The sequence below is a fragment of the Clostridium sp. Marseille-P3244 genome, assembly GCF_900120155.1.
GTDB lineage: Bacteria > Bacillota > Clostridia > Lachnospirales > Lachnospiraceae > Mediterraneibacter.
In genome coordinates this window covers 602,075-626,472 of record NZ_LT635549.1, presented here as the reverse complement: position 1 = coordinate 626,472, position 24,398 = coordinate 602,075, and the positions used below count along the sequence as shown (strand labels likewise).

The 24,398-nt window shown below is 48.0% G+C and carries 10 protein-coding genes; all 10 read right to left on the bottom strand.

From position 1 onward, the window contains the following. Nucleotides 1-2: 2 nt before the first annotated feature. Nucleotides 3-1,595: a response regulator transcription factor gene (locus BQ7367_RS04670; protein ID WP_072524416.1), complete on the bottom strand. Its 1,593-nt coding sequence runs from the start codon at nt 1,593-1,595 to the stop codon at nt 3-5. A gap of 159 nt (nt 1,596-1,754) precedes the next feature. Beyond that, on the bottom strand, nt 1,755-2,432 hold the full coding sequence (locus BQ7367_RS04665; protein ID WP_072524415.1) for an NAD(P)-dependent oxidoreductase: 678 nt from the start codon (nt 2,430-2,432) through the stop codon (nt 1,755-1,757). Then, the gene (locus tag BQ7367_RS04660) at nt 2,429-3,163 is read right to left on the bottom strand and encodes an NAD(P)-dependent oxidoreductase (RefSeq protein WP_072524414.1); all 735 of its coding nucleotides are present in this window, start codon (nt 3,161-3,163) and stop codon (nt 2,429-2,431) included. Before BQ7367_RS04660 ends, BQ7367_RS04665 begins: the two co-directional genes overlap by 4 nt. Before the next feature lie 63 nt (nt 3,164-3,226). Further along, nucleotides 3,227-5,071, bottom strand: a complete 1,845-nt coding sequence (locus tag BQ7367_RS04655) for a DUF975 family protein (RefSeq protein WP_235837549.1) — start codon at nt 5,069-5,071, stop codon at nt 3,227-3,229. Between the two features lie 124 nt (nt 5,072-5,195). Next, the gene (locus BQ7367_RS04650) at nt 5,196-6,332 is read right to left on the bottom strand and encodes a glycerate kinase family protein (RefSeq protein WP_072526069.1); all 1,137 of its coding nucleotides are present in this window, start codon (nt 6,330-6,332) and stop codon (nt 5,196-5,198) included. 261 nt (nt 6,333-6,593) lie between these two features. Beyond that, entirely contained in the window at nt 6,594-7,148 is a 555-nt protein-coding gene (locus BQ7367_RS04645) for a hypothetical protein (RefSeq protein ID WP_072524413.1), read from the bottom strand. Beyond that, complete coding sequence (locus tag BQ7367_RS04640) at nt 7,132-8,013, bottom strand: class C sortase (RefSeq protein WP_083588873.1); 882 nt, start codon at nt 8,011-8,013, stop codon at nt 7,132-7,134. Before BQ7367_RS04640 ends, BQ7367_RS04645 begins: the two co-directional genes overlap by 17 nt. Nucleotides 8,014-8,025: 12 nt before the next feature. Continuing rightward, nucleotides 8,026-9,510: a SpaH/EbpB family LPXTG-anchored major pilin gene (locus BQ7367_RS04635; protein ID WP_072524412.1), complete on the bottom strand. Its 1,485-nt coding sequence runs from the start codon at nt 9,508-9,510 to the stop codon at nt 8,026-8,028. 47 nt (nt 9,511-9,557) lie between these two features. Beyond that, nucleotides 9,558-23,504, bottom strand: coding sequence for a SpaA isopeptide-forming pilin-related protein (locus BQ7367_RS04630; protein WP_072524411.1), 13,947 nt, complete (start codon nt 23,502-23,504; stop codon nt 9,558-9,560). Then, nucleotides 23,501-24,160 (bottom strand): hypothetical protein, encoded by a 660-nt coding sequence (locus BQ7367_RS04625; protein WP_143142957.1) that lies wholly within the window; start codon nt 24,158-24,160, stop codon nt 23,501-23,503. The genes BQ7367_RS04630 and BQ7367_RS04625 overlap by 4 nt, the downstream gene beginning before the upstream one ends. Nucleotides 24,161-24,398: the final 238 nt, after the last annotated feature.

Here is a 24,398-nt window from a genome sequence, read left to right as displayed (position 1 = left end):
GTTTATCCTCTCAGTTCTCTCAGATAGATCCTTCTGTATTCACTTGGCTTCATCCCCGTCTCCTGTTCAAATGTCCTGCTGAAATAGCGTGTACTGCTGTAGCCAACCGCATTCGCGATCTGAGAAAGATTCATATCCAGCTGTTCCAGAAGTCTCTTAGCCCTCTCCACGCGCACAGATGTAAGATAGGCAGAATAATTCACGCCTGTATTTTCTTTGAATATGGTAGAGAGATACGCCGGATTTACATGCGCTTTTTCCGCGATCAGATTCAGGGTGATTTCCTCCGCATAGTGTTGTTCAATATATTCTCTGGCAAAATGAACATAGGAGAGGCCATGGTCTTTTTTATCTGCCAGATACTTGTTCATCGTGTCAATACAGAATTTCTCCGCGGCAGATCTGAGCGTCTGGATCGTGTCGCAGTTCTCTGTCAGTTTTTCCAGCCTTGCCTGAAGTTCTTTTGTCTCTCGCGGATGTATGTTCAGTCTGTTCAGCACAAGAGCCAGATGGTTTCCCAGCTCATATACCATGTAGAAATACAGCATAAAATTCTGTTCGCTCTGCTTCTGGTACTCCTCAAAAACCTGCCGGATCACACTTTTAATCCCCGCTTCATCAATAGCCTCCACTGAACGCTCAAATCTCCGGATAACCGCGGGCTCGATCTGAATACTCTCCCCCAGCAGCCGATCTGCCTGGGGAAGGATATCTGCCACGTACACTCTCTGTTTTCCCCACACAAGCCTTCCGCTCAGGAAGAACGCCGCGCTCTGGGCTGAGCTCTTTATTTCGTTTATATCATCTACTGCTTTTCCCACTGCAAGATAAAAATTTGCCGCTGTAAAGCTCCTGTCTTCTTTCGCCAGCTCCCGGTAAGTCGTATCCAGCGTGCGCAGCACCTGTACTTCCATCCCTTTTCTGATCTGTATCACAACATTATAGCGCAGCCTGGAAACCTGGAAAGTCTCCTGTTCCGTACAGAATTCCCGGATGCTCTTTTTCAGCACCTGCAGGATTTCCCCCGCGCATTTTTCAATGTTCTCCTCCTCGGAACAGCTGCAGAATCCCAACAGGAGCACACGGAATACCCCTTCCTTTTCAAAATGCATCCCATATTTTTCTTCCGCCATACCAAGGTCATCCAGTTTTCTTTCTCCCTCCAGAATCTCCCGGAATTTCTGCCGCAGCACTGTCTTTTTGTAGAGCTCTTCCTGGTTTTCATCTTTTTCAGAAGCAAGCGTTTTTAAAACAGTGTTCACCTCTTCCTCATTTAATGGTTTCAGAATATAATCTGAAACTCCCAGCTTCACCGCCGCCTGGGCAAATTCAAAATCCCGGTACCCGCTGATCAGTATAAATCTGCACTGGTTCTGTATTTCTTTGACGGTTTTTATCATTTCGATCCCGTTCATCCCCGGCATCATAATATCCGTGATAATAATATCCACCTTTTCCTGTTTTACAAAACTGACTACATCTTCCGCATTGTCGAATTCTCCTTTTAGGATCAGTTCAAACTCATCCCAGTGGATCAAATGTTTCAGCAAACTTCTCACATGAATTTCATCGTCCGCAATCAGTACACTCTTCATCGTTCTCACCTGCCCGTTCCTTTTTGCTGCTCTTTTTTCAGTATTGCCGAAATTTCTGCTTTTCACAGACAGAAACCATATTATCAGAATATCACACTATCTAAAAAATGGCATCCTTAAAGGATGCCTGTGGATTCTCTTTATCTGTTATATTCCCCGCTAATATCCTACTGTATATCTGCATTGGTGATGGCGCTTCTGCTCCACTTCATCGATCATGCACACGGCAAAATCTTCCATTGAGATATGGCAGTTCTGCTGAAGACTGATCTCTTTGTTGTCCGGATCGATCAATACCGGATATTCCGTTCCCATTCGGTATTTCCCGGTCCTTCCGCCCATATTCTCTTCCATCCAGAGCGGCGCGGTCTGACAGCACCAGTCAAAATCTTTTACCGTTCGCAGATATTCCAAAGCCACCTCGTGACTTCCTATGATCGCGTCATTGGCCTTATGAGTCTGTCGATGGCCCGGTGTCTTCTGGTCATCCAGCATATATACTCCCGGCCTCACCCAGGATGACACTCCGCCGCAGATATAAATCATCCTTGGAACCTCCGCCATCTTACAGGCATCTATGGCACATTGTACTACGCAAGTGATCTTGTCCAGTCCTTTAAGTACCGGAATAACAGCAAAGATATAGACATCACACCCCCTGATCGCATCCGCGACCCCTTCTACATCTTCCATATCCAGTTTATGGAATTCCACCTGCCTTTTCAGATCCTCTCTGATATTCAGATCGATCCCCACCACCTGATGCCCTCTCATAAGTGCCTCTTTGGCGATTCTGCTTCCTACCCGTCCACTGGCTCCCAGTATAGCTATTCTCATGCCTCTTCCCCCTTCCAGTACATCTCATGTCTTCTGTTCCATGCCACACAGATCCGACTGAAGGGATACCGGTTCTGCTCGATCTCATCCAGCACTGCGTACGCAAAATCCTGCGTCGAAATATAGCTGCTGTCCGCAAAAGGATAGTGGTCCGGATCCGGCGTCTGCAGCCGCGCAACCGCAGGATCCAGGGTACACAGCGAATCTTCCGCCACGATATATTGCTTCAACTGTTTGTCCGGCAGACATTTTGCCGCCGGCGCAATCTCAGTCCATACAATCTCCTTTTCTTTCAAATACAATTCATGAGTATTGACATGCTCGCCAAACCACTCTCTGTACATTGGAGTCAGAAAAGTAGTATCCATCAATCTTTTCCCCGGGGCTACCGGAAAGACACAGGAATCTCCCACGGCGATCAGCCTCGGGATCGCTTTCTGCCGGCAGCATTCAATCACATTTTCACACCAGCCGGGAAATGTATCATGCTGGAAGGGATCGGGAATCAACGAATTGACCAATACGTCCGTATCTTCCGGCATCACCTCCACCAGCTGTTTTAAATCTGCCGCGTCCGCTTTTAAAGAGACCAGTTCCGGCGTCAGCGTATATCTGATATCATCCGGGTGACGGGAGACGACCGTCACATCATGGCCCCGTGCTGTCGCTTCAGCGCATATCTCCGCGCCCAGCCAGCCTGTCCCTCCCAAAACCGTTATTTTCATAGTCATAAGCACCTCTCTTCATTTTCTCAACAATAGCATGAAAAAAGAAGGTATCCTATGACACATATTTTAGAAAGTGTACTCATTCTTTGGATATTCCCGGCTCCGTGTTTCCGCCTTTATGTCTGTTACCCCTTTCCCCACATTGGGATGCACCTGGGAATATGCCACATCAGCCAAAAACAGGATCAGCAGCGCGATACAAATCACACGTATCTTCTTCCGGTCAAACCTGGCCAGCAGATTATCGATAACAGGTGCTGCCACATACACGATTGCCAGGCCCCCGATGCCGAACACCAGCAGCCCTTCGGCGCAGATCCTGCCGTTTAAGTTCAGGAAATACCCGCTGTAGTCCCACCATTTTGTTCCTCCGGTCACGATCTCCATTACAAGGGACGTCATATACTCCAGGAATCCGCACAGAATGATAGCAGCCGTAAACTCCAGCGCAGGATTGCTGCGCAGCCGGTTCAGCACGGTCAGGATGAGCACCGCTCCGGACCCGTAGATCGGAAGCCATGGGCCGTGAAGCGCTCCACGGTTGATAAATTCCCCGTATGTGACCAGCCCGATTCCGACCTCCCACAGCCAGCCGAAGATCGATAACCCAAAGAATATGGCGATCAGGGATGAAATAGAATAATGGCGCATATAGTTCATGGATTGTACCAGCTTTCGCCGGCTCTCTTCCGGAAGCGGATAGAACCGCACCGGATAAGCTTTTCCTTCCGCGTCATCAATGAGTTCATAAAGTCTGACAAACTCTGCCTGTCTCTTCTCGTATTCTCTCTCTTGTTCTCTGGGCAGAAAAAGAATGCCGAAATTCCTGGCCAGAAATCCTCTCCATCCGGGCATGCTGTCCTGTCCTGTCTTTGCGTTTTCCATTGCGGCAAAAACATCCGCGTACTTCGCTTCCATAGCCTGCCCTGCCGGTTTTTCATATAGATACCGGTCATACAAAAGATCTGCGTCCGGCAGATGTTTTTCCAGCGCTTCCGCACGCAGCTTCGCATAATACTGTGTAAATGCCGCTGTCTTATATGGATTCGTATAGAAAATGTTAAGGATTCCCACGGTAACAAATCCCAGGATCTCCCACCCGATAAAGGAAAGTTCAAAGACGAAACATTCCCATTTATGCCCTTTCATCATCTTCCTGGAAAGGGTGATCGCCTGACAGGCCTTCATGTCCGGATTTTCCGCCGCAATGTAGGGCACAAGAAAATAGGAATACCGTTTTACCGCAATCCCTACAATGGTCAGACACCACAACGAATAGAAAATATATTTCACAAACATGATCCAGGCGGCTTTCATCCATTTCCGGATCCTGAGCAGGAACAGAAAACGCTGTGCCGTAACACGTTCATACCCCAGGCCTTCCAGGAACAGTCTCCGCATTACGACCGCGAATGTATTCTGCACAAAAAACCAGAATGTCAGAAGACCCAGCGCTCCCAGAAGGATCAAAATCAGAATCCCCAGGTTTTCAGAACCCGTGATCGATGAAATGGCTGCCACGGCTGTCACTACAAAGGAGCCGGAGCTGATCTGGTTCACAATATGAGAAAACACGCCTCTGGTACGGCCAAACATGGGATTCCCGTTTTCCGCATGCTCGACAGCGTTCTCCCGGACCTGTTCTGAAAGTTCTTTACCGGTTTCCGTATCCCGTTCTGCCATAATCCGGATCACGTCTTCCCAGCTGACGCTTTTTACCGTGGTCTTAATTTTAAAATCCCCTTCCCCGATCAGATCGCTCTTGATCTGGGTATAGGTCTGTTCATAATTTCTTGCTGTCAGAAAATCCAGAGATCCACTGAATTCAGCGGCCAGAAATGCCGAGATCAGGCAGGCCGCCACAAAAATAATATAGTGCTTTTTCAGGGACTTCCTTCCCTGTTTTTTCATTTGCTTTCTGATGATCATTTTCTCTTTTAAACGGCATGTCCCGTAAAATACCCGCAGCTGCCGCTTTCCCCCTGATTTGATACACGTACAGTATATAGGCGGCATCCATAAAAAGCAAGTATTTTCACAGGTCAGTCCCCGCCTGCAGCATACGGAACATCCTCCTGGCCGCGCCCAGGTACAGCTCCTCTGCCCGGTCCAGCGCTTCCTCCAGAGACATGATCCCGTTCACTGTTGTCAGCATGGAGTCAATCCCATACTCAAAAAGGTCCTCTGCCCCTTTTCCCATGCTCCCCACAAGAGCCACCACGGGAATCCCATGTGCTTTGCACCGGAGTCCCACGCCTTTTATAACTTTTCCATAGGCAGACTGCCAGTCTGCCCGTCCTTCTCCCGTAATCACGAGAGAAACTCCTTCTAATTTCCTGTCGAATTCTATCAGATCCAGCACGGTGTCAATTCCAGATCTCAGCGACGCTTTGAGAAATACCATAAGGGCCGCGCCCAGTCCTCCGGCCGCGCCGGCTCCCGGGACATGGTCCATATCGATTCCGAACTTTCGGATCAGGAGATCTCTGTAATTTTGCATTCCCGCTTCCAGCGCTTCCAGAATCTTAAGCGTCCCTCCCTTCTGTTTCCCGAATGTATATGTAGCCCCATTCTCTCCGCAGAGCGGGTTGACCACGTCACACATCACAGTAAACGTACAGTCGGCCGTCCTTGGATCCAATCCTGACGTGTCGATCTCGCGGATCCGGATCAGGTCTTCTCCGCACCCTTCCAGTTCCCGTCCGTGCTCATCCAGAAAACGGACACCCAGCGCTCTCATACAGCCGATCCCGCCGTCATTGGTGGCAGAGCCTCCAATGGCGATAGAAATATCGCAAAATCCCCGGTCCAGCGCTTCCCGGATCAATTCCCCCGTCCCGAATGTTGTAGTCTTCCTGGGATCCCGTTGTTTCTCCGGTATCAGGGTCAGACCTGACGCGGACGCCATCTCTATAACTGCTCTTTTGTCATCCAGTTTCCCCAAAAATGCTGTCTCTTCTTCCCAGAGCGGCCCATGTACCTTCACAGAGATCCTGCTGCCCCCGGCTGCCTCTGTTACAGCGTCTGTCGTCCCTTCTCCTCCATCAGCCACTTCCACATGACTGCACATACAGTCCGGAAAAACCTCCCCTGCTGCCTGTGAGAGCAGTTCCGCGGTTCTCCGCGAGGAGAGGGATCCCTTAAAAGAATCTGACGCAAATAAAAATTTCATCGTATCCATCCTTACATCATATGTGATTTCTATAACTCCTGGTCATATTGGATTTTTAATCCGACATTTCAATATATTATATCTGTATTTTTCATGACTTTTCAATAAGTTATTGACATAAGTTATTCGTCCAGTTTTTATGACTTTTCAAATAATACGCTCCCCTCCTGAATGACGTTTTACCAGTCCTCAGAAGGGGAGCGTATCCGGAGCACGACAATGACATACTCCAATCTATTTTCATTTAAAGTGGAGGCTGTATTATGTATCTGTTTCCTGCAGATATCCCAGCATGGCCGCGTAAAGCTGCGAGTTACTGCCGTCGAAGACCCACTTGCCTTCATCTTTCCTGTAGCTTACAAGAACGGTAGATTCATTTCTCTCCGCGTCCTTCATGGCCTCTTTATACAGTTCCTCTGTATATTCGTCATCTTCATTCGCCTGCATCGTTTCATATACAGCGTCATTCAGAGTATCAATATAATTGATATTGGTAATCTTTACCGTCACACCGGCCTTGCTTTCATCTTCCTCTATCTTCTCCTCGACGATCTCATAGTCCATCTGGGCATATGTCTCTTTCATAACATTTTTCTGAAGTTGAACACTGTTCTCATACGCCTCTTCGTCGAACTTTGTCCCCGCCACTTCACATGCTTCGCTGTATTCACCGGCTTTCATGTGCTCGAGAAATGCCTCTGTGATCCCGGACGGGGTACTTAGATCCGGCTCCTTATTCGAAGAGCAGCCGGCGGCTGACAGCAAAAAACATGCTGTCATCAATATCACGATACAATGGTTAAGTCTTCTCTTCATCTGTGTTCCTCTTTTTTATGTCCCGGCAGTCTGACTCTCTGCCGTTTCTGTTCCTGCGCTTTTTCCGTCTGCGGGATATCCCACAGATCAGGACGATGACAAGCCCCACAAATACTGCGGCCAGCACGAGCCATTCGATTGGAATTACTCTTGTCTGTACCGTTTCCTTTACTTCCGGATTGTATTCCGTACGTATCCCTCTCACCAGCAGCCGGTGGCTGTTGATCCCGTAGGGTGTACATGTGAGAAGTGTGACATGGTCTTCGCCTTCCACAGGCTTTAAGTAATCCGTCCTGTCCGGTGTAATGACCTTGATCTGATCCACCCGGTATGCCAGAACATCATTTAAAATATGAATATAAAATTCATCTCCGATCTCCATCTTATCAAGATCTGTAAACAGCCGCGCCTCAGGCAGCCCCCGGTGGGTGCTCAGCACAGAATGATTTCCCTCGCCTCCGATGGGGAACGGAGTCTCTTTGAGATGACCGACACCGTTTCTCAGCGCAGATTCCTCCACTCCGTGATAGATCGGAAGATCTACACTGATACACGGTATCTCCAGCCGTCCCATGATCCCCTGATCGATATTCAGGACTTCATCATAATTGTCAGGTATGACAGCGCCGCTTCCCGGCACGAAAGGATCATGCACTTCCGTGCCGGCAACACTTTTATTATATTCTTCGGCCGCTGCCAGCTCCTGCCGCACCTGCTCTTCGTCATAGTGCAGCAGGCTGTCCTCATATTTCCGGATGGCTTCGGACTGGTAAAACTGCGAGATCACAGTCTGAAGGTTCGGATATAAAACCAGAGCCAGTCCCGCCGCCACCAAAATAACTGTTATAAGTTTTCTTGTCTTCAATCTGCTTTGCCGTCAGTTCTTTTCTTTCTTACCGCCGCGTCTCATGACCACAATAGCTGCTCCGATCAGGGCCAAGCCTGCTGCCATAAAGATGATCCTGCCAATGCCGCCGGTGAACGGAAGTTCAAAGCCGTCTTTCGAGTTTCTGATCTCGATCGCGTTTTCATCCTGATGGCTCGTCGCGTTGACTGTCACCTTTACAGGATCCTTAAGACGATTGTACTGCTCGCCGTCTTTGGTGGGAGCTTTTGTCTCAACGATCCAGTACTCGGAGCTGCCCTCTGTCGCACTCTGTCCATTTACGCCGTACTCAAGTCCTGTGAATACCGCGAATCCGTCAGCGCCAGATGTAGCTACATAGTCTTTCCCCTCTCTCTGAACCGCGTTGGTGCCGGCTTTCGCGTCAGCCTCTGACGTGTAGATCTTGAACTCCGCTCCCTGCAGTACTGTCTCCGGATTCTCTTTGTCTACTTTCTTGATCCTCACGCCGCCGGTATGTACCTCCGGTTTCGGAGATCTTGGGACATACTGCTCTCCTGCCTGATTGAGGTAGTCAAGCTTCGCCTGGTTTTCAATGGCGGTTCCCATTTCTGCCGTCCCATTGATCTTGGTATTAAATGTGATGATCACCTTGCCGTTCACAGCTCCTGCCAGCTTCGTCAAACCTGTCGATGTCATCGTCCAGGTAAGGTCACGTCCGCTGTCGCCTGTGGAGAATGCATAATCCGTATCCGCTGTCAGCTGTGTCTCACTTCCGCCTTCCGCTCTCATCTTTACAACCGGTGTCACTTCGCTGTCATAATCCAGCCTTGAGTCCAGCGTATCTGTAATGATATAGTGCTGGCCGTTCTCGATCCCTTCCGGAATATCCGTGGAGATGATCCATGGGAAGGATTCTCCGATGTCGGCGCTCGCATGCTGATTGTCTTCCACCTTCACAGCTTTGTCGATATCCGGTCCGTCAGAGTTCACCAGGTTCTTCGGATATACATGGATGTCATAGATGAATTCCGGCTGACTGGGATCCTTTTTATATACCTGATTATAGGTAGGAACCTGGATCAGCACCGGCTCCATTGCCTCTTTGACCGCCGGGCTTTCTTCCTCTGTCAGCTTGTAGACACCCAGCGGCAGCTCGTCAAATGTGATGACTCCATCTACCCCTGTTGTCAGCTGCCGCTGCGCAAAACTTGAATCCGGCTGTGCGTTCTCAACTGTCAGATCATCTGTCTCCTGCACCTTGATCAGGGTGAATGTGATGCCTTCCAGCGGCTCATATCTGTCAAGGGTCCCGTCGGTGATCTCATTACCGTCCCCTCTTTTTGTAAGCGTTTCATATTCTTCGTTGGTTTCCACTCTTAACTTGTGAACCGTAATGCTTCCTGTTTCAGAATCCGCAGGATCCGCAGCCTCTGTCCGTATGCCGGTTACGGCCAGGACAGAAGCCAGCATTACAAAACTCAATAGCCATGCATAAATTTTCTTCACCTTTTTCATGTTTTTTCCTTCCTTTCTTTGCTGCTGATTTGGTTCTTTTTAAATTGTTACCCTGTCTCTACATCTCCTCCTTTTTTCTTTTTCCTGCGGAACAGTCCTGCAACGAACAGCAGGATGCCTCCGCCTCCTATATATGGTACGATTCCCGCACCGCCTAATATCGGCAGTTCACTCTTTCTGTGATTTGCCAACTGGTACTGGTAAGTTTCCTGTCCATCCACTTTTGCGAATGCCGGGGGAGTCTCTGTCCCCTGGGCAGTGATTGTTATTGGTTCCGGACTGGAAGAATCAATGTGAATCCTCCACTGTCCTGCCGGGAGTTCATATCCACTGGGTGCCTCGGTTTCCTGAAGCTGATAGTCTCCGTCCGGCAGCTGACCGAAATTCACGATTCCGTCTTCGCCGCTTGTCTGAGGCGACAGTCCTTCTGCTTCCATCCAGCAGCTTCCGCTCTCTCCGGCCAGATCACTGTGTTCATGATCCTGACTGCACATATACAGACGGAAGACTGCCCCGTCCAGAGGCTGTTTCAGATCATTCACTTTCCTGAACGCGAACGGTGTCCTTGTCCCCTCCGGATAATTTACTACCGGCTGTTGTTCACTGATTCCTTCGATCTCTACAGCGCCTGTAGCGTTTCCTTCTACAGTAAACGAATACTTTGTCTCATCCACCTCATATCCCTGCGCGGTCTCCAGCTCTTTGATGTAGTAGTGTCCCGGCGGAAGCTTCTGTTCTATGCTGCCGCTTCCGTCAGCGCCGATCTCGATCAACTGGATCAGCGTATCTTTTGCCAGCACGGCCCCACCAGACGCGCCTCTGATTTCCTCGTCGGCGTATACACCAAACAGAACGCTCTCATACAGATCCGCATCTTCTGATCCGAAGAATTGCTTGTAAACGGTCAGTTCCACGGAGGCTTTCCGATTATACGGGTAGATCTCTTCTGCCGTGATCGTATGAGGCTCTGCCGGCTGTTCCAGCGTCACCTCGTACTCTGTATCATCCAGGATATAGCCGTCCGGAGCCTTCGTCTCCTTCACGATATAGGTCCCGAATGGAAGGTGCCGGCTCTCATTTTCGTCTGATCCGGCCGTGGAAGTGACCACTGTGTCAACCGCGTCGCCGGCCTGGTAGGTTACGCCGTCTATTACCGTCTCCGCCGCGGCATAGATGGTAAACTCCGCTCCCTCAAGATCTCCTGTCTCGTATACCGGCTCACAGATCTCATAGGAGCCTTCTGTTCTCCAGCTTACTGTATTGAAGATATCACCGGTTTTCTCGATCCGGATCGTGCCGTACACCTGCTCATTTACGATAGGCTCTTCCGGACTGCCGATCTGGATGGACGTGTCGCCGTTTTCGTAGGATACGGTGAATTCCTGGGACTCTTCACTTATCATATAATCATCCGGCGCCTCCAGCTCCAGGAGGTAATACGCTCCTTCTGGAAGCTTCAGATCCGTACATGTGCCCTTTCCGGTCTCATCAATACCGATGACTGCCAGCAGAGTATCTTCTTCGATCTCCACAGAACCAGCCGTGATCGCCCTGTTATTAAACAGCCCAAATTTCACTTCCCGGTATTTTTCCGGATCCGTACAGTTCTCAAGCGTCTTATAGATCTCCAGATCCACACCCGCATGGGGATTCTCCATCTGAGCCACAGTCGGCTCTGCTTCTGCAATCTCCTCCGGCTCCACTGTGATATCATACATCTGCGGATCCAGGATGTATGATCCCGGAGCGCTCAGCTCTCTGTACTGATAATCGCCTGCAGGCAGGTAAATACTTGTCTCTCCGCTCTTCACCGTCGTGACCAGCTCGCCCGGCTGATAGATCTTCCCTTCCAGTACGATCTCTTCCGTAGCGTAAATGCCGATCTCGGCTCCTTCCAGCTCCTGCTGACTCCAGACGATCTCTTTCAGCTCCGGATAAGATGTATCATCCCTGAGTTCGGAAGGCATCTCGCCGGTCTTCTCAAAACGGATCCTGCCTTTTTCCTGCTCATTCGCAATATATAAGGTCACATAAGACGTCTCACCTAATGTAAACGGATATGGGGTCGGGTCTAACTGGTATCCCGGAGGCGGCTGGATCTCCGTCAAAATATAATCTCCTGCCTCAAGATCCGTAACCTCAAGAATTCCATCCGGGCCGCTTTCGTAAGTTCCCAGCACAGATTCCGGATCCGCCGCGCTTGAAATCTGGAACACCGCTCCCGGCAGATACTGCTGCACATCGTCTTTATCATATTTCACAACATAGAGCCCGTGTCCGCCATCCTCCGGATTTGTGATCTGTATTTCTACTGTCTGGTCGGCTTCCCTAATCTCACATTCATACATCTGTCCCGGCGATTCCATATTGTGGCCATCCGGCGTCTTTGTCTCCCGGATAATATATTCTCCATAAGGCAGCGGCCTGCTGATATACTCAAGATTATTATCGCTGACAACATGGTCTACGACCGTGCCGTCTTTCTTAAGGATGTCAAACTCCGCTCCGCCCAGTTTCGCGCCATCCTGGTCCACTTTCACGATGTTGATCCGCCCGGTCACCAAAGGATTCTGGTGTGTGTATGTGTAAATCCGGTCTTCTTTGGATCCGTCGATTATAACCTGTCCCGGCTGCGAATTCAGTACAGTCCCTTCCGGCGCCTTCGTCTCGGTAATGGTATACGTACCTTCCGGCAGCTCTTTGCTCAGAGCCTGGCCGTCCGCATCCGTCACCAGCGTATCGACCACGGTTCCGTCCTGGTCTGCGATCTCGAATTCAGCTCCCGACAGATCGATGCCTGTTTCAATACCGGTGGTATTTTCTGCCGCCTTCTGTATCTGGATCTGCCCTTTGATCAGCTCATTCGGCACCGTCACTTCATAGACCCATCTGCCGTCTTCAATGGTCCCTTCTCCCAGGTCGACGAGAATATCGTCTGCTTTCATATAGCCGTCAGGCACAACTGTTTCTTTCAGCACATAGGTATAAAGCAGAAGATCTTCGACCAGCGCATATCCGTTTTCATCCAGTTTCACAGTCTGCACGAATTCATCCGTATTCTCAGTAATGCTTTCATCAAACCAGGAATCACCTGCAATATACAGTTCAAACTCCGCGCCTGCCAGCGGCCGTCCATCTTCGTCGGTCTTCCGGATCTCCAAAGCTCCTTTCGACCGGGGATTAACGTATGTAAATTCAAATTCTCTCCGGTCGTCTGTAATTTCAAAGATCTCAACCCTGTCCGTCATATCATGGCCGGCGGGGCCAACCTCCTCTTTTACGAAATACCAGCCGTTTGCAAGATCATCTGTCTCATATCTCGCGACTCCGGATTCTTCAATACTGGTTCCGAAGAATGCGACAAATTCATCATCTGCCGTCTCTGCGCGTCCGTCATCTCCCAGTTTGTACAGCCCGAATGTCACTCCCTGCTGAGGCTCTCCGGCTTCATCTACTTTATAGATCACGATCTCCGACTTTTTATGATTTACGTAAGTGAATTCAAAAGTCTGCTCCTCCAGCGTCGGCGTAAATCTCTCAACATGGGATTCATCTGCCTCGTAGCCGCCGGGGGCTCTGTACTCGACCAGCACATAGTTTTCATCCAGCTTCAGCTCCGACGTACTGGCGATCCCTGTCTCATCCGATTCAATATAGATCACCGGGGGCTCTTCCGGAAGTTCTTCCTCCGCCAGCACTTTTTCATACTGGTCTTCCGTATATACCGCAAATACCGCGCCGGGCAGAGGCTGTCCCTGAGCGTCTTCTTTCCTTACACTGACGGTGCCTGTAAGCGGTTCATCTTCAGCCGTAACTTCAATAAAGGGATCTTCCTCTGTCAGGCTGACTATGTAAACCGTATCATTGAGTTTGTAGTCTACCGGTGAAGCAAGCTCTTTCACATAGTAAGTTCCCAGCGGAAGTTCCGCTGATTCCACCGGATTGTGCCGGCGGCCTCCGCCGGTTATCTCTCCGGTGTCCGGATCTTCTTCATCCGGAAGTATGGTATCCGCCATTGTCACCAGATCGTACTCTGAACCCAGATAAGATTCCGGATCTACATCCACGACACCCTGCGTAGTTTCAATCAGTGCCGTGTAAATCCCGTATCTCGCTCCGGCCACTCCAATCGTATTGTCGGTGCTGTCCACCTTCACAAGGGAGAATGTCCCTTTCACTTTCTCATTGGTGACTTCCAGAACAACATTTCTCTGTGTTTCTTCGCTGCCGATATTGAATACGTCCGAATATGCATCATCCACCGCATATCCGTCCGGCACCGCGGTCTCCCTTACAAGGTACATACCGTAGGGAACATCCTCAAGGGAAGCAATTCCGTCCTCCCCCGTTACGATTGTCTTATAGACCGACCAGTCCGAATGATAGATTGTAAATTCAACACCCTCCAGAGGCTCTCCGGTATCCAGATCTGTCTTGTGGATCTCAAGGCTTCCTGTCACCGGTTCATTGGTAAATGTTCTGTCAATGACCTCCGGGCTGTCCTGATCTATGGTGATAAAATTATCTGTTGTACTGCCGCTGACCAGCACATAGCCAAACGGCGCCATAACCTCTACGATTTCATATCTGCCCTGGGGCAGTCTGCGTGATACCGCCTCACCGTTGACATCCGTCACAAGCCGGTCCACCGCAGTCTCGCCGCGGTTCCCATCCTCATCCAGCGAGTAGATATCAAACACTGCGCCGACAAGAGGTTTGGGATCCTCCGCATTGTTATCTGTCTTCACAATACGGATGGATGTCGAAATCTGCGGGTTGTCAAATTCAACCGTAAGCGTTTCTTCCGCGTCTTCCTGATCCAGCACCACAGTCTGAACTGTCGGATTGCTAAGCTTATACCCCTCGGGAGCCTGGATCTCTTCTACCTGATAGGTGCCGAATGCCAGCTCCTCTGTCATAAAGCTTCCACCGGCGCCTGTCGTATATTCTCTTGAATAGGTGCCGTCCGGACCTCCTGTTACCCGGAATACTGCTCCTTCCAGTGTCTCCCTTGTATCAAGGTCTCTCTTGACCACACGGAAGGACGCTGTCGTCGGCAGCGGATAATCTACATATGTGATCGACGGCGCTGCCGCACTGTCCGCATTTACTTCAACTTCTATGATCTCATTGCTCAGTTCATAGTTTTCCGGCGCTTTCGTCTCTCTCACATAATAGGTGCCATAGGGCAGTCCTGAGAATTCCGCGATTCCGTCTTCTCCGGTAATGACATCTGCCTGGATCGGATCCGTCATATCCCATGCGTCATCGTAAGTTCCATAAACCGTGAACTCCGCACCCTCCAACACTTTGGAATCGTCCTGTACGTCCACTTTCCGGATAGTGAACCCACCTGTCTTCTGGGGATCTTCTACCGTAATCTCCACAACCTGTCCGCTGGCAAGCAGCTGGGCAGTATACTCTGTGGTATCGCTCAGGTCATAGCCCTCCGGGGCCTGGGTTTCTCTTACAGTATAGGTTCCCATCGGCAGGTTGCCCGTCATGGCTTCTCCCTGAGAATTCGTCACCAGATCCGCGACCTTATCCCCGGATTCGTCATAGACTTCAAATACTGCTCCCTCCAGCCGTTTTTCAGGGTTATCAGCATCCACCTTGATCACCCGGATACTTCCGGAAGTGATCTGTCGGTTCGTAACATAGACCGATTCCGCGGTATAGATCACATTGCCTTCCGCATCTCCTTCCCGGTTCACCATTACGTTATATACTGCGTCATTCAGAATATATCCATCCGGAGCCTTGATCTCACGGACTGTATATTCTACATTCCGGGCGGGAACTTCCACGGTCACTGTACCGTCCGCTCCTGTCTCTCCTGTAGTGGCAACCAGTTCGCCTGTCTCTCTGTTGTAGATCTCAAAAACAGCTCCAGGCAGCGGTTCCCCGCTCTGTTCATCGCTCTTCTCGATCCGGATCGTCATCTTCTGGCTGAAGTTTTCTACAGTTACTTCGGCAGTACGTTCCTCTTCATCCACATGGATGTCCGCCACTTTTTCTATCAGCTTTACGTAGCCTTCCGGAGCCTGCAGCTCATAGATGTCAAAATCTCCCGGATTCTCCAGCATTACTGTGGCAACGCCGTTGGTATTCGTCTCAAATTCCAGGATCGGTTCAGCCGGATTCTGGATATCGTACGGGGATTCCCCGTCAGCAAACAGTCCGAATCTGGCACCGGCAAGCCGGTCACCTGTATCTCCGTTGATCTTGTGCAGACGGAAACTGTACTCGGCTTTCTCGTTTGCGATCTCCAGTACTGCTTCGGTATTTTCTCCGTTCAGCGTAAACGGATGTGTTGCTCCCTTAGATGTAATATATCCTGCCGGGAAGCTGACTTCCTTCACATAGTACTCTCCATATGGAAGAGATACCGGCCCGATATATCCATCCGGACCTGTAGTATACTGATCGCCGATCTGCTCATCCGTGTCCGCCCGGTGGATGGTAAATACAGCTCCCGCCAGAGGCGCTTTCGGATCCGTGCCTTCTTCATACTTGAAGATACGCAGTGTCCCTTCCATCGGATCATTAGGAATGTTTACATAAACTGTCTCCCCTTCCCTTCTGACCTCAGTCTGGATAAGCTCTTTAGACAGCTGATAGTTCTCCGGAGCAGTGATCTCCTTGAGAATATACTGCCCGTATGGAATTTCCTTTGAAATTCCGGTTCCGTCCTCTCCAATCGTGACAGTATCTGCCAACACATATCCGTTATCAGTACTTACCTCATCGTACTTCTCATCTTCGGTTCCGGACTCCGGTACTGTTCCCTCGTAGATCTCGAAAACAGCCCCCTGAAGCTTCGCCTTGTCCGTTGTCGAATCGTTGGCGTCGTACTTGGTAATCTCTATCTGACCCTTGATGGGATCATTGGTATACTCCGCAGTCATATGGTAATTTGTCATACTGCCAAAATCGTCACGTGAATATACATATACTGTAGGATCAAGTATATATCCTTCGGGAGCTGTAATTTCTCGAACAATATAAGTATCTGCAAAAGGAAGCTTCACCGTTGTTCCGCTGGCATCAGCTGTCGTCTCCACGGTAATCGGATTCTTACCTTCCGGTGTAATCTCATAGACTGCACCTGCCAGGTATTTATCAGGAGATTCACTGTCCCTTTTTATCACTGTCAAATTAATTGGAATATTCTCATTCCTATATATAGCAGTTGCGATAAACATATTGGACGGATCTCTCTCGCTTGATATCCATTCTGAACCGCCGCTCATTATATCTATATATCCCGGACTAGAATCCAAAAGGCTTGACCGGAATACCATTTGAAGTGTTCTTGAAGACAGAATAAGCCCGGGTTCGGTTTCTATTTCTTCTACATAGATATTCCAATCCAGATTAGAACCATATTCCTCAATGATTTCCTCTAAAAACGGAGTTAAATCCGCTATACCATCCACTGTCTCGATTTCCCACATGGGACCGTACTGTACACTTGGAGTAGTTGCCCTTACACTAAATTTAGCGTTTGCCTTATTTCCAAATTCGTCTGTCTTTTTCAAATACAGGCCAAACTCATGGGTGTTTTTTAATATAATTTCCTTTTCATAATAAGTATTCCCGTCTTCATCCTCCTTTTCGGTAAAGGAACTGATATTAAAGGTCTGTGGTTCATCAAGCAGCTTATATCCTGCCGGAGCTTCTATCTCTGTCACAGTATAAGAAGCCGCATAGGGCAATGTAACCTTATCGCCCTCTTCGCTTCCGGTTGTCGTAATACGCTCCGTTACTCCGTTGCTTGTCGTTACTTCAAATACTGCTCCTGCCAGCGGCTCACCGGTAGATTCATCCACTTTTTTCAAGGTAACTTCCGCTGGGATTGGCGGATTCTCCAGTGTAATCTCAAAAGTATCTCCAGATAAGGACACTGATATATGTTCATCAATATTCTGGAATTTCTCGATGCCTTCATTTTCCGGATAATAATCAAATGCCTTAAACCGGTCTAATATTTGGTAGCCAGTGGAAGTACTATATTCTGTTATGTATATCTCATATCCCTGTTCATCCGTCAGGTTATCTTTAAAAATGCTGAGCTCCTGTTCAGAAACAGTATCAAGCGTCATCATCCATGCCCAGTCAATGCCCTCACCGCTATCATCTTTGCATATAGCATCTACCGCTATTTCTGCACTGACATAATCGTCTCCGGTTCCTTTTTTCTTAATTTGATAATCAAAGGTTCTTCGCTCATTTGTAACTACAAAAGTAATTGATCCATCGGATTCTGTGAGCATCTGTACCCCGTCCGGCATTGGGTCAAATTGGAAATCAACCTCCCATTCTCCTTCAGCATTACGAGTGCGAAGATAGAATCCCTCTATACTTTGTGATAAACCGACATAATTAGAATTTACTGCACGTTCCGTAATTGCTATGTCTCCACTTGCATAGTTGTAAAATATATTGGAATCTATTTCCCCATATCCATCGTTTTCTGCAGAAGTATTTATTGTTTGAATAATAGTGGAACGTTCTGTTATTTGTAGCTCAAAAGTTGCATCCAGCGGTTTCCCATCAGAGCCTATCTTTCTGATCCTTAACTCTGGCATTTTCTCATTAGTAAACGTAACTGTATGATTATATCCGACTATAAGGCCTTCCGTACCTGTTGTTTCCTGCTGAAAATCATCAAGGTATATTCTTTGAGATACAGTTCCCCGGTACCCTTCCGGGGCTTCTGTCTCTTCTATCAAATAACTGTCTGCATATGGCAGGCTGACTTCTACGCCTTCCGCAGTTCCATCCGTTATGACCTCAATCGGCTCCAAATCTACCCCGTCACGGTTTGGTGTAATCTGGAATACAGCATCGGAAAGATATTTATCATCTGTGCCTTGTTTAATTAGATTTAAAGTAATAGGAATCTTTTTATTTACGGCTGTTATTGTTAATGTATCATTGTCCCAACTTACGCCTTCTTGCACCCGAGACCATTCAAATCTTCCTTCTTCTATATAATAGTACCCGAAAAGATTTTCCCCATTACTTCCCCCAGGAAGCAACTGATATTGATCTTCCGTCTCAATCTCCTGTAGGGTAAAAATCACCAATGATCCATAATGACCTGCATCAATGTCATCTACGACAGTTCTTAACATATCATCTAGTTCTATAATATGATCTTCTTTTGTCGTACTATATGTAAAATCTTTCATATAGCCGTTCGTGGTCGAAGCAGACACTTTAAATGTCGCTGCTACACCTTCTCCAGCTTCATTTACCTTATTTAATTTTAATTTCGGTACTTCGATAGTATTTTTTATATCCTGTTTTACTAATTGCACTCTAACTGTTGAGTTAGAGTCTATAGAAATGGGATATTTTGTTGTATTAAGTTCATAATTGATCAGCTTTTCTGCCTCTACTACATAGGCATCATCCCCTAGCTCTTCAGCGCTAAGCTCCTTACTTACCGCTCTGCCATCTTCATCAGTAATAACAGTGTCAAGCACCTTTCCGTCTGATGAAACAATGTTAAATTTAGCACCTGGCAATTTAACGTCATTAAATCCGGTTTTATTAACTTCAACCTGAACATAAAGCTTGGGATTAGTTATCTGAAGCTCTATAACCTCTTCATGCTCATCAATAAGAACGTACTCTCCCTTTTTTCCATATTCTAAATCCCGATAATAATATTTTGGTGGTTTTGTTTCTTCAACATAATAGGAACCATAACGCAAATCTTCAAATCTCAAAATCCCATTTTCGTCAGTAATACCTGTTCTTATAGGATTTTCCATATCACTTACTTTATAAAGTGCAAATTCTGCATCTTTAAGAACTTTATCTGGATTATCTTCATCCACTTTTTTAATTACTATATCGCCTCTAATCGGTGGATTTTCAAAAGTAACACTATAATCCAATGACTGTACAGTCATCGAGAAATACTTTCTTGTATTTTCTGGGAGGATATGATTATCTCCAGGTGTCACTTCTTCGAGATAATAATAACCCTGCCGGGGATCCACACTCGGATTTACAATTGGCACTTCATTAAATGTTGCCGTTCCATATATTCCTGTTACCTGCCTGTCTAAAATTTCACCTGTATAACGATTTACAAGGATAAATTCTGCATTTTGTACTTCAATAGAGGGATCTTCTGAATCCACTTTGGTAAGCGTGATCGTTCCGGTCTTCTCCGGATTCTCGATCTCATAGCTCATGGTCAGAGTTTCTTCGTTAAAGGACGCACTCCAATAGTCCCCGCTTTCACTTCTTCCATCAAGGAAATCGAAAGTATGAGCCGGGAATTCCACATTAAACTGTGCGGGAGCATACGTCTCCCTTACCGTGTATTCTGCGTCTGCCAGTAATTTGTTCGATTTTGCATAACCGTTCTCATCTGTGATAAGCCTTGTAACAGGCATATTATTTTTGTAAACCGTAAATTCGATTCCCTCCAGAGGAACATCATTCTGGTTTACTTTATTAATCTCAATATATCCATAAATAGGCTTATTGGGATATTCCCTTCTGGCTTCATAGTTCATATCCTCTGTAAGCCGGAAGGCTTTTCTTCCCGTGTCAATAATCTCATATCCTCTCGGAGGCGTGACCTCCTCGATATAATACGTCGTATCCGCAAAAAGCTCTTCTGTTTTTGCAATTCCTTCCTCATTTGTTTCCAGTTCGAGCACCAGATTGCCTCTTGCGTCTGTAATATGGAAGACAGCACCTTTTATTGGTTCCCGCGTGTCCTCATCATATTTATAGACAGTAAACTCTGTAGGAATCTTCGGATTTTCCACAGAGACATCTATGATGTTATTTTCTACGTTCAGATTGTCGGACGACACATAGATTGGATCCTTCAGCAATTCATATCCTGTTACCGTCTTTGTCTCCACCAGGCGCACCAGACCGTTGCGGATATCCTCCCTGCTGACCATCGTGGAAAAGGCCAACTGACCGGATAGATTGGTGACGCCCATTGCCTGGGTTCTCCACGTCCCGTTTACATACTGCTGCAGATCAAACTGAACACCTGCAAGAGGCAGATCATCTACTCCTGTTTTGATCACCCGGATCGTCACCGGCATTTCTTCGTTATAGACATATTCCACTTCATTACTGTCGAGGAAATCGACCCGTTTTATTGTACTGTCTACCAAAATATTCCCGGGCCCGCTCACTTCCTGATAGTAAATCGTCGTCCGTGCGTCATAGTTCCGGGTCGTTATCTTGCCCTGGGCATCCGTAGTCAGCAGCTGATACCCGGCGGGATCATTCAGTGTGCCGTTCAGGTTCGGCCCCACTTTAAATACCATCCCCTGGATCGGTTCCTGGGTATTGGCGTTTCGCTTATAGATTGTAAGATTTACCTGTATCGGCGTATTAACAAAGCGGACAACATTATCCGCGGCATTTGCGCTGATGATTAAATGCTGCTGCTCTGATCCGTCGTTTGGCCTTATAAATCCCGGCCCGGCTGACTGTTCAATAATCTGTACATCCGTTCCTGCCGGGTATGCCACAGCCGATGTGAACTCACCATTTTCGTCTGTGTACGCAGTGTAGTACCAGGATTCCCTTACATCCCTGTACTGGAACATGGCGTCCGCGATCGGCTTTCCCGTAGTCGCGCTGACCTTACGCAGAGTAAATGTCCTGGTCACTCTGTCATTCTTAAAATTCAGTGAAACCGTTTTTGATTTCACTATTTTTACGCTTTTTATCTCATTGCTTATCACAATATGCGACGGCACCGACTGCTCCCTGACATAGATTGTCTGTCCGGGTGTCTGTTCCGTCAGTGTTACGACACCGCTTGCGTTTGTCGCAGCCGTAGTATAATTCAGCGCATTTGCGCTGTAGCCATACCTGAATACAACACCTGCCACCGGATTCCCCGCATCATCCTTTTTCTGGATCTGTACGGTACCGTTTGTTTCAACCCTGACATTCACGATTGCCGTGATGGCATTCGGCTGCCCGAATTCCGCCAGTGCCTGCTTCCCATCCTGCGGTTTGTAATATCGGTTGTCGGCTGTCATCTTCGGAAAGGTTCGATTCAGTTTTATCTCATAACTTTGTCCGGGAGTCGCATTTGCCTTGACCCGCACATCAAGAAATGTGCTTACCGCCCCGGTTTCCCGATTCGTCACTTTACGGATGTCCACAGACTGCAGCCCATTGCCATAAGACTGAACTGTAAAGTGCTGCAAGGACTTTGTCGTATCTTCAAGCGAGTAAACTTTATTCGGTTCTGCGCCTGACCTTATGATCTCCCATGTATTTGTTTTTTTATTGTAGGAACTTCCTTTAAATTCCGGTGGGCCATGCTGCGCCAGCACGGTATTGATATCCTGTTTTTTCGCATTAATGCTGCTTCGAAACTCATTGTTCGTTGCGCTGTTTGCTCCCTTAAGACTGACCGGGATATCCTTGCATCCAAGCGCCTGCCAGATCAGGATCTGTGCCGCTATATAATATTCCTTCTGTTTTCTGTTATTCATTGAAGTATTGTCATGATTCGTATACCATCCACTGTAATACGCAATACGCTGCGCTTTGATCCGCTGGTCTCTTGTTGTCGCATAATTTCCCACTTTAAGATCATTGTAGTCAGCCATTTTGCCATTTACGGACGTTACGGTCTTTTCCGCAGGGATCCCCGGAGAAATACAGAACAGCCGTCCTTTATCGCCTACTAGATAAATATAATGAAAATCACCCTTCCCGATTGCATTCCCGCCTGGCATATGGATGTTGCACTGCACTTCATATGACTTCCCGCCATAACTCACTTTCAGAACCTCTTTTGCCACTGTATAATTCGCCCGGGAAGACGCGGCGCTGGATTTTGCTTCGTTAGAATCTGCAAGTTCATCTTCAGATAAAACTTCCTCTTCCGTCTCTTCCTCTGCTCTTAACAGTCCCAGTTCAAGCGACGTGTCTTCGCTGAGTTCTACAGCTGTATAAGAAAGGTAACATCCATCCTCGCCGTACAGCCCTGTAAATCCCTCTTTATTTTCCATAGTCATGGCCAGATCGTAAGGCGCAAGCGTCTCATTATCCAGCCACAGTTCGATATCATAAGAACCTGCTGCCAGCCCTTCGATCCTATAGTTTCCGTTGTCATCGGTAACTGCGCTTCCAACTTCCTCCGCTGTATCCGCTTTATAGGCAGTCACTTCGATCCCACTGATACCTGCTTCGTCTTCGCCTTTTTCTCCATCGCTGTCCGCGTCATCGTAGACCAGTCCGTTGACAGCGTAAACCGGAGTCTCTGTGTCAGAGCCTTCTTCTCCTTCAGAACCTGTCTCTTCCCCGGTTTCTGCTTCCTGCTCTCCGTCTGTCGCCGTATCAGATCCTTCAGAAGGTGCATTGGTATCCTCTTCTGAACCTTCTGCGGAATCTCCAGAGAAAGGTTCTTCAGCCTCTCCCCCGGATACGTCCGCGCTGTTTTCAGCAGACGCGTCTGCACTCTCTCCTGCCTGAACTGTCAGGCTGTTATCCACGCTCCTTAAAAGCCCCAGATCCAGCTCCATATCCTGGGCCACTGCCAGCTCAGAATAGCAGAGAAAGCCTTCCTCGCCCTCAGCGGGCTTTGCCAGCTTTCCGCCCAGCTGTGCCAGCCGTGCTTCCTGTACCGCAATACTTGTGTCAAGATCATACGCGGCGGTCTGTCCATCCTCCGCGCAGAGACGAACCGTATAAGAATCATCTGCAAGATCCACCAGCTTATAGGTACCGTCCCCTGCTGTATCCGCAGATGTAACAAGTTCACCTGTGCTTTCCGAATAAGCCTTTACGGTAACTCCGGCAATGCCTGCCTCTCCTTCATCCCATGTTCCATTCTGATTGGCGTCTTCAAAAATACGGCCATTTACTGCATGTACGCTGCTGCCATCTGCCGCAAAAGCAGAAAGATCAACGCTCGTCGCGAGAACAGCGGCAAGGATGATCCAGGATGTTATTTTCTGGTATATTGATCTCTTCATTTTTCCACCCTCCTTTTACCTCTCAGGCAAAATACAGCCGCTCCTGAAACCGCGGCAAGGAATATCCAGACATACAGGCCGTCTTCGACTCCTGTTTTTACACTTGTCCCTTCTGTGTCGTCAGGCTCTTTGCCCGGCTCCTCGGGTTCTTCCTCCACCGATGCCTTAGGCTCCACATTCACTGTATATTCCGGTCCTGTCAGCACATCATCAATCACTTCATAATGAGGCAGATGTAAAAGAATGGGCAGAATGGTCCCGTAATGATTCGGTTCCTCCGCGACCAGCAGATATACTCCGTTGGGCAGATCAGTAAATGACAGCTTTCCTTCCGGATCTGTAATGCCGGACGCCACTGCTTCATCCTCCAGCCGCTCCATGATCTGAGCAGCCGCTTTCTCTGTCTCATCCGCGCTCTGAGGATAGGAGGTAATCTCATACTCCGGATACAAATATGGTTTGTCTCCTTCTGTCACTTCCCCTACCTGATACAGCTCAAACCGGATTCCGGTCCGATCAGAATCTTCTTTTTTCAAGTCTTCAAGTTGGATATTAACGATCCCCTGTCCGGCAGCCTGTGTCGAAACAGGACAGAATGCGGCTATAAAAGCCGCTGTAAGAATTAGCCGCTTAAGATTCCCTCTCATTACGTTCACTTTTTCCACCTCTTCATATGTTCTTTCCGCCAATGAACACACTTTTTCATATTTATATTTTACACTTATTTTTATATTTGTAAATACTTATATCCATAACTTTCTCCCTTAAAAATTGCTCTTAACGTGAATTTAACAGACTTACAGATAATATCTTTCTAAAATCGGATTTTCAGCGTTTTCATAATCATTTCTAAGAGGAAAAGACAGGGCATAAAATAACAGGATCAGGATAACC

Coding starts and splice junctions, on each gene's coding strand:
- BQ7367_RS04650 (WP_072526069.1), bottom strand. CDS start 6,332: ATGAAATTTTTATTTGCGTCAGATTCTTTTAAGGGATCCCTCTCCTCG.
- BQ7367_RS04655 (WP_235837549.1), bottom strand. CDS start 5,071: ATGAAAAAACAGGGAAGGAAGTCCCTGAAAAAGCACTATATTATTTTT.
- BQ7367_RS04635 (WP_072524412.1), bottom strand. CDS start 9,510: ATGAAAAAGGTGAAGAAAATTTATGCATGGCTATTGAGTTTTGTAATG.
- BQ7367_RS04660 (WP_072524414.1), bottom strand. CDS start 3,163: ATGACTATGAAAATAACGGTTTTGGGAGGGACAGGCTGGCTGGGCGCG.
- BQ7367_RS04670 (WP_072524416.1), bottom strand. CDS start 1,595: ATGAAGAGTGTACTGATTGCGGACGATGAAATTCATGTGAGAAGTTTG.
- BQ7367_RS04630 (WP_072524411.1), bottom strand. CDS start 23,504: ATGAAGAGATCAATATACCAGAAAATAACATCCTGGATCATCCTTGCC.
- BQ7367_RS04665 (WP_072524415.1), bottom strand. CDS start 2,432: ATGAGAATAGCTATACTGGGAGCCAGTGGACGGGTAGGAAGCAGAATC.
- BQ7367_RS04645 (WP_072524413.1), bottom strand. CDS start 7,148: ATGAAGAGAAGACTTAACCATTGTATCGTGATATTGATGACAGCATGT.